The following is an 11,693-nucleotide window of genomic DNA, read 5'->3' on the forward strand; positions in this document are numbered from 1 at the left end:
GTGTACGGCCGCCCCCACCACCTCTGCTCGACATGGCTTTCAGGAGGAACTCGTGCCGGACACCCAGCGCCCGGTGGCACTCGTCTCGGGCGGCTCCCGCGGCATCGGCCGTGCCGTCGTGTCCCGCCTGGCGCACGACGGATTCGACGTCGCCTTCTGCTACCGCTCGGACGAGGCCGCGGCCGATGAGGCCGTCAAAGCGGCCACCGGCACGGGAGCGCGCGTCATCGCCCGCCGCGTCGACGTCACGTCCCCGCAGGAGGTCCGGGCCTTCACTGCTGCCGCGCAGAGCGAACTCGGCCCGCTCGACGCCGTGGTGACCTGCGCAGGAGTGATACGTGACAGCCCGCTGCTGCGGATGTCCGACGAGGACTGGCGTGATGTCATGGCGACCAACCTCGACGGCACGTACAACGTCTGCCGCGCGGCCGTCTTCTCGTTCATGACGCGCCGCACCGGCTGTGTGGTGACGTTGTCGTCCATCGCCGGCGTGCACGGCAATGCCATGCAGACCAACTACGCGGCTTCCAAAGCGGGCATCATCGGCTTCACCAAGTCCCTTGCCAAGGAGTGCGGAAAGTACGGCGTGCGCGCCAACGTGGTGGCCCCCGGTCTCATCGAGACCGACATGACCGCCGGCCTGAGTGAGGCGGCCAAAAAGGACATCCTCGACGGCGTCCCGCTCGGCCGCTTCGGCGCACCGCAGGACGTGGCAGATCTGGTGTCCTTCCTCGTCTCCGACCGCGCCCGGTACATCTCCGGGCAGGTCCTGGGCGTCGACGGCGGCCTGGTGATCTGAGTGAGGCTCGGACTCAATCTCCGCTATCTCGGCCATCCGGGCGCCGCAGCGCCGCCCAGGGAATCCGCGCGATACGTGCGCGAGGCCGAGCGGCTGGGCTTCTCGGTGGCCTGGACCGCCGAGGTGTTCAGCTCGGACAGCGTCTCGCTGCTCGGCTGGCTCGCCGCGCAGACCTCACGCATCGAGCTGGGCACCGCGGCGATGCAGATCCCGGCCCGCTCACCCGCGATGACCGCGATGACCGCCGCCACCCTCGACCTGCTCTCGGAGGGCCGCTTCCGCCTCGGCCTGGGGGTGTCAGGACCGCAGGTCGCCGAGGGGTGGCACGGGGCCCGGTTCGACAAGCCGCTCGCCCGCACCCGCGAGTACGTCGACATCGTCAGGATGGCGCTGCAGCGCAAGGCCGTCGCCTACGACGGCGAGCACTACCGCCTGCCGCTGCCCGCGGGGCCCGGCAAGGCCCTCCAGCTGGGAATGCGTCCGCGGCGCAGGCACGTGCCCCTCTACCTCGCGGCCGTCGGCCCGGCCAACACACGCCTGGCGGGCGAGATCGCGGACGGCTGGCTCTGCGTCTTCTTCCAGCCCGAGTTCGGGCACGAGTCCATGACGCACCTGCGCACCGGGGCCGCGCGCACGAGGGGTGATCTGCAGGGCTTCGACGTGGTCGCCGCGGTGCCCGTCGCTGCCGGCGGCGACCTCACGCAGTGCGCGGACCGGGTCCGCACCTTCACCACTCACTACGTGGGCGGCATGGGCTCGCGGCGGCACAACTTCTACCACCAGCTCATGGCCCGCACCGGCTTCCCGCAAGAGGCGGACCAGGTGCAGCAGCTCTACCTGGCCGGAAGGCTGCGCGCGGCCACCGAGGCCATGCCGGAGGAATTCCTCGACCGCACCGCCCTGTTGGGATCCGCCGACCGCATCGCGGACCGGCTGCAGGCCTATGCCGAAGCCGGTGTCACCACGCTCTCGGCCATGATCTTCCCGGACCACGCCGAACAGGGCATCGCCACCCTGCGCACCCTGGCCAAGGCCCTGGACAAGGCAGGTGTGGGGGACTGACGCAGGCACGGGCGCGGGCCCGCCGCTCCGGGCCCAGGGAGCCATCCGCCGCTGAACCGCCCACGCCTTCGGAGCCGGTGACACCCCCGTGGAGCACTCGTCAAGGGGAGACGTCAGCCGACTCCGAAGGCCGGTGGACTTGCCTGCGGATCACGAAGAAGGTGCGGACACCACGGGGGGCTACTCGGTGATGAAGTCGCCCATCATGGCCATGTCCTCGTGTTCCAGGTTATGGCAGTGGATCATGAAGGCGCCGGCGTAGTCGGTGAACCGGGTGACCACCTCGACGGCCTCGGCCGGACGCAGGTCCACGGTGTCCTTCCAGCCGTGGTCGAACGCCCCGATGCCGTGGCCCTCGCGCGAGACCACCTGGAAGGGGTCCAGGTGCAGATGGACGGGGTGGTGGAAGTTCGTGGTGAACCGCCATACCTCCACCTGCCCGAGCTTGGGGCGGGCCAGCGCGCGTCCCGGCTCGTACTCCTTGCCGTTGATCGTCCAGCCCGCGCTGGAACCGCGGAAGTGGAAGTTGCGGGTGACCGCGGCCCGGCCCGGGTCGAGCCGGCGCACCTCGCTCAGCTTCTGCGGCACCCTCGTGTCGTCACGGGGGGAGCCCGAGCCGACGTCGAAGCGCATGACCTCGGCCGTCGAGCCGTCCCCGAAGCGGTTCACCAGACGTACTTTGGTGCCCGGCCGGTAGCGGGAGAAGTCGACCACGACATCGAAGCGTTCGGCCGGGGCGATCTCCAGCGCGTCGTGGCGCCGCGGCGCCTCCAGCAGTCCGCCGTCGCTGCCGATCTGCACGAAGCCGCCGCCGCCTTCGGGCTGCGGGTCCAACTGAAGTTTGTACAGGCGGGCGTTGGAGGCGTTGAGCAAGCGCAGCCGGTAGCGCAGCCGCTCCACCTCGTGCACCGGCCAGGCAGCGCCGTTGACCAGGATGACGTCACCGAGCACGCCGTTCATGTAGGCGTCCGTGACGCCCGGCGTGCGCAACGTGCTGTCCACCCAGGGGTAGCGGAACGACCCGTCCGCGGCGAACGAACGGTCCGTGATCATGAGCGGGATGTCCCGGTCGCCGCGGGGCAGCGGCAGCCGCTCCTCCTCGTCGTCGTGCACGAGGTGGAATCCGGCCAGCCCCATCCAGACGGCCACGCCCGTGTAGCTCATGCGGTGATCGTGATACCAGAGCGTCGAAGCGCGCTGATCGAGGGGGTAGGTGTAGCTGCGCGAGCCCTCGGTGAGGTCCATCGCACCGTGGTCCATGGACATGCCGTGCGCTCCGCCGCTCATGTCCTGGTGGACGCGGCCCATGTCATAGGAGCCGTCGGCGGGCAGGATCATGGAGGTCGGGTAGCCGTCGCTGGCCGCCGGGGTGTGGCCGCCGTGCAGATGGACCACGGTGGGGCGGTCGAGTTCGTTGCGATGGCGCACCACCGTGCGCCGTCCCGAGCGCGAGACGATCGTCGGCCCCGGGAAGGTGCCGCCGTACGTCCACGCCTTGGTGCGCAGGCCGGGCAGGATCTCCAGCTCGGCATGCTGCTGGGTGATTTCGTAGCTGTCCGTGGTGCCGCTCGTCGAGGTCGGCTCCAGCACCCGGGGGATCGGCAGGGGCGTGCGGAAGGCAGCCGGCAGTTCGGCCTCGCTGGACAGCACCCTGCCCGGCAGGCCCTCGCGCACGTAGCGGCTCAGCATCGGCCAGCCGGCCGCGGTCAGGGCGCCTGCGCCGAGCACCGCTCCGCCGGCGCCCAGGAGCGCGCGCCGCCTCACTTGACCGGCTCCGGCTGCACTGCGGACGCGTCCCGGGCCGGGACGTCCGGGGCCTGGGTCTGCGCCTTGGCGGGCAGCGGGGTGGTCATCACCCGCTGGGTCAGCACCGCACCCGCGCAGACCAGGATGACGCCGAGCAGGACGTGGGCGGTGACGCTGTGGGCCAGGCCCAGAGCGATCTGGCCCACGAGCGCCACGACCAGGACGACCGCGACGGGAAAGATCGATTTGGGCCCTCCGTGGCGGCGCACGAAGAAGGCGGCGATGGCCGTCAGGAGGGTCGCCACGGTGAGGACACGGCCGAGTGTTCCGTGCAGCGCCAGCATGTCGAAATGGCCGCCGAGAAAACCGGCGGCCAAGGCGACCTGAGCGAGCATCAGAAGCGACTGGAACACCATGGTGATACGCAAGGACAGCAGAGACAGACGCAAAGTCATATCGATAATCCAACCCGGTAACCCGGCGGCCTGGCAACCCGAAATCGGCAGGTGGCAAAGGCAGTTGGGTTCCCTCTAGTAATTCTCCAGATTGGCAAAGACGGAATCGAGCCAACGGGCGGGTTGATATCGAGCCATGCGTTCTCTAACCCGTGATGGAATCCCTTTGCCGAACCCGTCGAATATCCGGTTTCGCTGCTCGGGACCGGGACAGGTCCCTCTTCTGGCGAGCCGGCTCGGAGTTCGACACCTTCACACCCTCGCCCAGCCCGCTTGAGACCGGCTCGAGGCGGGCTCGAGCGGGTCGATGCAAAAAAAGGGGGGCGGCCCGCCGCTGTTCACGTCAACAGGGCCAGTCGGCCGGGATCGGCGCGGGGATAGCTGCCCAGGACGAACGCGGCGTGGCGCTGGGCGAGGGCGGCGACGACGGGGCCGACCGCGGGGTCGTCCACGTGTCCTTCGCATTCCAGGAGGAAGGAATAGGTGCCGAGGCCGAAGCCGCCGGGCCGGGACAGTACGGCTGTCAGGGGTATGCAGGAGCGGGCGAACTCCTCGAGCACGGTGTGCAGGTGCTGCATCTTGTCGGCCAGCGGCACGACCAGGCTGGTGCGGTCGACACCGGTGGGCAGCGAGCCCGTCACGGGCCGGGCGACCTTCACGAAGCGGGTCACCGCGTCCCGCCTGTCCCCGATACCGGACGCGAGGATGTCCAGCCCGTAGCGCCGCAGGGTGTCCGGTGAGGCGATGGCGGCGCGGCCGGGCACGGCCCCGGCGGCGACCTCCCGGGCGGCCTGTGCGGTGGAGGTCGCGGTGACGGTGTCGGCCCACGGCAGGTTGTCGCCCAGCCAGGCGCGGCACTGGGCGTGCGCGACGGGATGCGTCAGCACCTGCCGGACGGAGGCGAGGGTGCCGGCCGGGGGAACGGCGAGCGCGAATTCCACCCGCAGCAGCGTCTCGCCGACGATGCGCAGGTCCCTTCCGGCGGCGAGCGTGTCGACGGACTCGGTGACGGACCCCTCCACCGAGTTCTCCCACGGGATGACGCCGGCCGTTGCCTCGCCGCGGCGAACGGCGTCGAGCGCCTGACGGACCGTCGAATACGGCACCGCCGAGTCGTGCGGTACGTCCAGCCCGCTCAGAGCTGCTTCGGTGAACGAGCCGGCCGGGCCCAGATAGGCGATGGACATCAGGGGATTACCTCCGGGCTCGGCCGGTCAGGCGGCGCTCCAGGCCCCGGCGACGGCGACGGCCTGCCGGGGGTTGAGCCGCGGGTCGCACAGGGTGGTGTAGCGGGTGGCGACGTCGGCCGACTGGGCCTGGCTCCAGACGCATTCGGTCACGTCGTCCGGCGTGGTCTCCAGGTGGAGACCGGCCGCGACGCCACCGGCTTCGGTGACCGCCTGCTGGAAGGCCACCACCTCTTCGATGAGGGTCTGCACCGACCGGGTCTTCAGCCCGACGGGAGCCTTGACCGTGTTGCCGTGCATCGGGTCGCACAGCCAGGACACCGGATGCCCGGCCTCGCGCACCGCGGTGACCAGTGCCGGCAGTCGTGCGGCGACCTGGTCGACGCCCATGCGTGCGATCAGCGTCAGACGGCCGGGCTCCCTGCCCGGATCGAGCCTGGCGCACAGATCCACCAGTTCCGAGGCGCGCATGGTGGGACCGACCTTGCAGGCAACCGGGTTGGCGACCTGAGCGAGCAGTCTGACGTGCGGGCCCGCCGGGTTGCGGGTGCGTTCGCCGATCCAGGGCAGGTGGGTGGAGGCCAGATAGCTCTGACCGCCCAACGTGCGGCGCAGCAACGGCCGCTCGTAGTCCAGGACCAGCGCCTCGTGACTGGTCCACACCGGTGCTCCGGTCGGCGGCATCCAGGCACCGGTGCGCTGGCGCAGGAGTGTGGTGGCCCGGTCCGCTGCCGCGTAGCAGGTGAGCATGCGCTCGGGGTCGGCGCGGCGCTCCTCGGGGGTGGCGGCGGGCCCGTTGACCAGGTGCCCGCGGTAGACCGGCAGTTCACGCCCGTCGACGATCTCGGTGGGGGAGCTGCGCGGCTTGGCGAACTGTCCGGCTATGCGGCCGATCCGGATGACCGGCCGGCCGGTGTTGATCTTCATGACGCCCGCCAGCGCGTCGATCAGACCGATCTTGCGGTTCACCGCCTGCGGCCCGCACTCGGCAGGGTCCTCCGCGCAGTCCCCGGCCTGGATGATCTGGTACGTGCCGACGGCCGCCTCGGCCATCAGCATGCGCAGCATCTGCACCTCCTCCCAGCCCACCAGGCCGGGCCGGGCGGCCAGTTCGGACCGTACGGCGGCCGCGCGCACCGGGTCGGCCCACACGGGCTGCTGTTGCGCGGCGACGAGCCGGTCCGGGGTGTCGCCGGTGGCTGCCGGTGGCCGGAGATCGCGGTCCTGAACGGGTGACGCGACAGGCATCGCGGACATGATCATGCTCCTTGGGTCAGAGGGGGATCAGTTCCCGGCGGCGGGGCACTCAGATCGGGGCGCAGCGCCGCCGTGGCACCGAGATAGACGTGGTGCATGGCGGCGCGGGGCCGCGGGCTGTGCGCATGCGCCAGAATCCGGATGACACGCTGCAGGGCGCCCGGGACCGCGATCTCGGCGGTGCACAGCAGCGGTACGTCGCTCAGGCCCAGCCTCCTGGCCGCGGCCGCCGGGAAGGCGGAGCGCAGGTCGTGGGTGGTGGTGAAGACGATGCTGATCAGGTCCGCATCGCTCAGCTCGTTGCGCCGCAGGATCTCGCCGAGGAGTTCGCCGGTGGCCTCATCGATGAGTACGGGGTCGTCGGAGGCGACCTGCGTGGCACCGCGCACGGCACGCACGGCGAGAACGCCCGGCTCGATCACCTGGCTGGTCGGGGTCGTCACTGGCTGGCTCCTGTGTCTCCGGGAAGAATCGGTACGGCCCGGTGATCAGGCCGCCTGGCGGCTCAGCAGGCCGTACAGGGCGGTGATGCTGCGCGCCTGCGGCAGTTCGTCCAGGGGCAGCACCACCTGGTACTGCTTCTCCACCCGCGCGACGATCTCGATGAGGTTGAGCGAGTCGGCCAGGTAGTCGTCGAAGAGGTCCGCGGTGTCGTCGATCTCCTCCGGACTCAGCGCCAGGATCTCCGCCACGATCGCGCGGACCCTTGAGATCGAGTTGTCGGTGTCGTTCATCTGCCGTCCTTGTCTTGAAGCGGTGGCGGTGCGGTGGGGAGCAGGCTTGCGGAAGAGCGCGAGACGACGAGGATCGAGCCCACGGTGAGGACCGTTCGGCCGGCTGCCCGCGTCTCACCGGTGAACTCACCCACCTGGCCGGAGTGGTGGCTGAGCCGTACGTGGTGTTCCAGGACGTCGCCGGGCACCGCCGGGGCGGCGTGGACCAGCTCGCGGATGCCGACCATCAGCGGGACCTCGTCCGGCGGGCCGAGCCCGGCGAGCGACCACAGCAGCGAGACGGCCTGTCCGAACGACTCCAGCAGCAGCACCGACGGATAGGCGTACCCCTCGATGCCGGCTCCCTCCGCCATGTGGCGGTAGCAGTCCTCCCCACCGGTGATCGCCTTGGTGGCGACGAGCGAGTCGGGCGGCGTGAACTCCCGCACCGTGTCGAGCAGGAGCAGGGGAGGGCGCTGGCGCAGCCGCTCGCGCACCTGGCTGTGGTCAAGCATCGGCCACCACCGGTTCGAGAACGACGGACAGTTCCGCCGCCATCTGGCCATCGGCACGCGTGCCCCGGGCCCGGACGGCGACCCGGGTGTCCCTCTCGTGGGTCACCAGCAAGGAGAGCTCCAGTTCGTCGCCCGGAAGCAACGGGCGGGCGAAGCGGGCGCGGACGATGCGCCACAGCCGCAGCTCGCAACCGAGGGCAAAGCCGGCTGCCTGGCGCACACTGTCGATCAGGAGAACCCCCGGCATGATCGGAAACCCCGGATAGTGGCCGGCCATCTGTGTGCTGGCCCGCTCCACGGGCACCCGCACCGTGACCCGGGTGCCCTCGGGACTCGACTCGGTCAGCGGCGGGCTGTGCAGAGCGTCGAACACCTTCGCTGTGCGGGACGGGGCAGGCACGGCGCGCTCCTCAGCCCAGGCCCGGCTCGGACAGCAGGCGCTTCGCGAGCTCTTCCACGTACTCGGTGATCGTCACGTCGTGGTCGAGGTACGGCACCACCTCACGCGTCTGCTCGTACAGCCGCCGGGTCGCCGAGGACAGGCCTTTAGTGCCCCGGATGTCGACGGCCTGGCAGGCGCAGAGCAGCTCGAAGGCGACCACGTAGGCGACGTTGTCCAGGACCTCCGCAGCGCGCCGGGCCGCGACGAAGCCGAAGGACACGATGTCCTGGAAGTCCCCGGTCGAACTCAGCGACTGGATGGAGATGGGCATGGACTTCGCCCTGGTCTCCGCGGTCAGGGAGGCGGTCATGAACTGACCACCCATCAGCCCCAGGCGCAGGCCCGGGTTCTCCTGGCACAAGAACGCCGGAAGCCCCTCGCTGTTGCTCTTGTCGAGATACCGGTCGATACGGCGGTTGGACAGATTCATCAGCGTGGTCAGCGCGATCGCCAGATGGTCCATCGCCATGGCCACGTACTGCCCATGGAAGTGCCCGTTGTGGAACACCTCGGCCTCGTCGGGGTCGACCAGCGGGTTGTCGTTGGAGGAGTTGAGTTCGTCCTCGACGACCTGCTCGATCGAGGCGAGGCTGTCCACGACCGGTCCGAGGATCTGCGGTGTGCACCGGACCGAGTAGGCGTCCTCGATGGACTGCGATCCCGCCTTCGCGGTGTCACCCATCTCGCCCGACAGGAGGTGCTCGGTGTCGAGCTCGTCGACCGCCAACGTGGAGTCGGCCAGTGTCTCCCACAGGAACTCGGCGACCGCCTGCTGCCCCTTGTGCGGCTTGAGCGCGTGGACCCGCGGGTCGAACGGCTTGGTCTTGCCGGCGAGGCCTTCCACCGACAGCGCCGACACCAGCAGATACGACTGCAGCAGCCGCCGGGCCCGCGCGATGTTCAGGCTGCCCAGACCCACCATGCCGGAGGTGCCGTTGATCAGCGCCAGGCCCTCCTTGAAGCTGAGTTCCATCGGCTCGATGCCGACCCGCCGCAGCGCCTCGGCGCCGGGGAGGACCTCACCGTTCACGCGCGCCTTCCACTGGCCTATGCAGACCAGGGCGATCGCGGCCAGCGGCCCGAGGTCCCCACTGGTGCCCAGCGACCCCTTCTCCGGCACACACGGCACGACATCGGAGTTGCGTACCGCGATCAGCTTCTCCAGGTTCGCCAGGGAGATGGCCGAGTTGCCGCGGGACAGCGACACGATGCGGGACGTCATGATCGCGCGGACCGTGACGTCGTCGAGATGGTTGCCCACGTTGGTCGCCACCGCGTTGAGCAGATTCTCCTGGAGCTGGCGGGCCATCGTGACCGGGACCAGATAGTTGACGAACCCGCCCATGCTGGTGTTGACGCCGTAGATGACCCGCTCCTCGGCGACGAACTTCTCCAGCGTCCGGCGCGAGGCCTGTACGCGTGCGCGAACCGAGTCGTCGACGGCAACGGGGTCGGCTGATACCGCGGTCGACTCGACGTCGGCCAGCCGCACCCGCCGGCCGATGGACAAGGTGTAAGTCACGTGTGGCTCCTAAGCGTTCGTAGCGTGTCGTACAGCCGATGTCCTCCGGGGGGAGGCCAGCTGCTGCGTGAGCAAAGCGCGATCGACCTTGCCGTTCTCGGTCAGGGGGAGCTCCGGCAAGGTGTGGACCGAGCGAGGCACCATGTAGGCGGGCAGCTCCCGCGCGCAGAACGCGAGGGCCGCACCGCTGTCGAGATCACCCGGGCCGTCCAGGACGACGGCCGCCATCAGCACGTGGTCCCCCGCTCGCGGCACCAGGGCGGCCGCGGCCGCCCTCACGCCGGGAAGGCGGGTCAAGGTGCCCTCCACCTCGCCCAGCTCCACCCGGTTCCCGCGGATCTGCACCTGGTAGTCGCAGCGGCCCACGAAGGACAGATCGCCCCCCGCGCCCAGCCGGGCCAGATCGCCCGTGCGGAGCACCTTCTGCCCGTGCCGCGGGTCGACCGGGTCGGGCACCAGCACCGCGGCCGTGGCCTCGGGATCGTTCCAGTAGCCGGTGAACAGTGCCGGGCTGCGCAGGTAGATCTCCCCGATCCGGCCCGGCTGGGTGACGACTTCGCCCCGGTCGTCCACCAGGGTCATCTCGGCGCCGGCGTGGGCGTGACCGATCGACAGTCGTTCCTGATCGGCCGGCAGCGGACGGGGGACGTCGGTGAACGAGGCGGCCATCGACTCCGTCGCCCCGTAGCCGTTGACGACGCGGACGCCGGGCAGCGTCTCCTGCAGCCGGCGAAGTTCGGGGATCGGGAACTCCTCACCCGCGAAGACGACCGAGCGCAGCCGCTCCAACTCCCTGAGCAGGTCGGGGTCGTGACGCAGGACCGGACGCCACAGCGACGGAACGCCGTGCACCTGGGTGGCCCCGGCATCGCGCAGAAAGCCGATCATGCGCCGTGGTGAGGCGAGGTCCTCCCGCCGGACCGGAACGAGGGTGGCACCACTGCTGAGAGCCACCCCGATCCCGAACAGCGCGAAGTCGAACTGCAGCGGCGATGTGCTGGCCACCCGGTCGTCGGGTCCGGCCAGTGCGTCCTCCAGCATCGCGCGCAGGAACGTCACGATCGACCGGTGGCTCATCACCACGCCCTTGGGACGGCCGGTCGATCCGGAGGTGAAGACGATGTACGCGGTGTCGGTGGCCAGCACGCTACGGCGCCGGCCCACCCGGCGCGCCGGCGGACGCTCCACCACCAGGCCGCCCGGGCCGAAGTACGCGCTGCCCTCCGCCTCCACCCGCTCTCTGCGCGCGAGGCCCTCGGCCCGGGCGTGCAGCGCGGGTTCGACCGAGTGCACGATCGACAGCAGGCGCGTGTCCGGAGTCTGCGGGCTCACCGTGACGAACGGCAGGCCCAGCAGGGAGCACGCCAGCAGCATGGCCACCGCTGGGGCGGAGGTGTCCGCCTCGATGACCACACGATCACCCACATCGAGGCCGAGGCCCTCCAGAACGGCCGCGTACTCCTGGGTCAGACGATCGAGACGGCGATAGGAGACCTCATGGAGGACTCCCTCGTCGTCCGCCTCCACCACCGCGGGCTTGTCCGGAGTGACGGCCACGGGGCCCATGAGCAACCCGTAGAGGTTGTCCACCGAAGGACGCGGGCGTTCCATAACGTCTCCCTGGTCAGTTGAGTGACGGCGGCGAACGCAGCCGCCGGTGCCGCCGTGTCGCGTCGGGGCCTCGGGAGCAACCGTGGAACATCGCGATGGGCGTGGGACTGGAGCACGACTTGAGCAGCGGTGTACAGGCAGGTCGGCGACCTGGGGCGAACAGCCGCACGCACGGCGGCAAAACCCCGCGCCCCGCGCCGGCAGGCACCGGCGCTGCACGCTCCAGCGCGGTACGAGGGACAGACGAGGCCGGCCGCCTAGCGTCGCTTCCCGTACCCAACCAGCCGACGTCTGAAGGAGCCTGCATGTCCTCCGAGGAGCACGAGTTCAAGCTGCCTGGTGCGGATCTTCCGCAGCCCGACGCCGAGCTGCGCAAGCGGCGTG

At 70.2% G+C, this 11,693-nt stretch carries 12 protein-coding genes; 2 read left to right on the plus strand and 10 right to left on the minus strand.

Annotated elements, in window-relative coordinates; translation table 11 throughout:
* Positions 1–52 precede the first annotated feature (52 nt).
* On the plus strand, positions 53–799 hold the full coding sequence (fabG, locus tag ACFWM2_RS38320) for a 3-oxoacyl-ACP reductase FabG (protein ID WP_383290334.1): 747 nt from the start codon (positions 53–55) through the stop codon (positions 797–799).
* Entirely contained in the window at positions 800–1,861 is a 1,062-nt protein-coding gene (locus ACFWM2_RS38325) for an LLM class F420-dependent oxidoreductase (protein WP_383290337.1), read from the plus strand.
* Between the two features lie 180 nt (positions 1,862–2,041).
* Here the strand turns inward: ACFWM2_RS38325 and ACFWM2_RS38330 are convergent, their stop codons facing one another.
* From ACFWM2_RS38330 to ACFWM2_RS38375, 10 genes are all read right to left on the minus strand, one after another.
* Positions 2,042–3,625 (minus strand): multicopper oxidase family protein, encoded by a 1,584-nt coding sequence (locus ACFWM2_RS38330; protein ID WP_383290340.1) that lies wholly within the window; start codon positions 3,623–3,625, stop codon positions 2,042–2,044.
* Positions 3,622–4,062 (minus strand): hypothetical protein, encoded by a 441-nt coding sequence (locus ACFWM2_RS38335; protein ID WP_383290343.1) that lies wholly within the window; start codon positions 4,060–4,062, stop codon positions 3,622–3,624. The genes ACFWM2_RS38330 and ACFWM2_RS38335 overlap by 4 nt, the downstream gene beginning before the upstream one ends.
* Positions 4,063–4,400: 338 nt before the next feature.
* Positions 4,401–5,249 (minus strand): prephenate dehydratase, encoded by an 849-nt coding sequence (gene pheA / locus ACFWM2_RS38340; RefSeq protein WP_383290346.1) that lies wholly within the window; start codon positions 5,247–5,249, stop codon positions 4,401–4,403.
* Positions 5,250–5,276: 27 nt separating this feature from the next.
* Positions 5,277–6,506: a 3-deoxy-7-phosphoheptulonate synthase gene (locus ACFWM2_RS38345; RefSeq protein ID WP_383290349.1), complete on the minus strand. Its 1,230-nt coding sequence runs from the start codon at positions 6,504–6,506 to the stop codon at positions 5,277–5,279.
* 2 nt (positions 6,507–6,508) lie between these two features.
* Positions 6,509–6,949, minus strand: coding sequence for a chorismate mutase (gene aroH, locus ACFWM2_RS38350; protein ID WP_383290352.1), 441 nt, complete (start codon positions 6,947–6,949; stop codon positions 6,509–6,511).
* A 45-nt stretch (positions 6,950–6,994) separates the two neighbouring features.
* Positions 6,995–7,240, minus strand: coding sequence for an acyl carrier protein (locus ACFWM2_RS38355; RefSeq protein ID WP_383290355.1), 246 nt, complete (start codon positions 7,238–7,240; stop codon positions 6,995–6,997).
* On the minus strand, positions 7,237–7,734 hold the full coding sequence (locus ACFWM2_RS38360; protein ID WP_383290358.1) for a 3-hydroxyacyl-ACP dehydratase FabZ family protein: 498 nt from the start codon (positions 7,732–7,734) through the stop codon (positions 7,237–7,239). Before ACFWM2_RS38360 ends, ACFWM2_RS38355 begins: the two co-directional genes overlap by 4 nt.
* A complete protein-coding gene (locus ACFWM2_RS38365; RefSeq protein ID WP_383290361.1) occupies positions 7,727–8,134 on the minus strand; it encodes a 3-hydroxyacyl-ACP dehydratase FabZ family protein in 408 nt (135 codons plus the stop codon). The genes ACFWM2_RS38360 and ACFWM2_RS38365 overlap by 8 nt, the downstream gene beginning before the upstream one ends.
* A 10-nt stretch (positions 8,135–8,144) precedes the next feature.
* Positions 8,145–9,698 carry a phenylalanine aminomutase (D-beta-phenylalanine forming) gene (locus tag ACFWM2_RS38370; RefSeq protein WP_383290364.1) on the minus strand — a complete coding sequence of 518 codons (1,554 nt, stop codon included), beginning with the start codon at positions 9,696–9,698 and terminating at the stop codon, positions 8,145–8,147.
* Between the two features lie 9 nt (positions 9,699–9,707).
* Positions 9,708–11,309 (minus strand): AMP-binding protein, encoded by a 1,602-nt coding sequence (locus ACFWM2_RS38375; RefSeq protein WP_383290367.1) that lies wholly within the window; start codon positions 11,307–11,309, stop codon positions 9,708–9,710.
* Positions 11,310–11,693 lie beyond the last annotated feature (384 nt).

This window comes from Streptomyces sp. NPDC058371 (assembly GCF_042723265.1).
Lineage (GTDB): Bacteria > Actinomycetota > Actinomycetes > Streptomycetales > Streptomycetaceae > Streptomyces.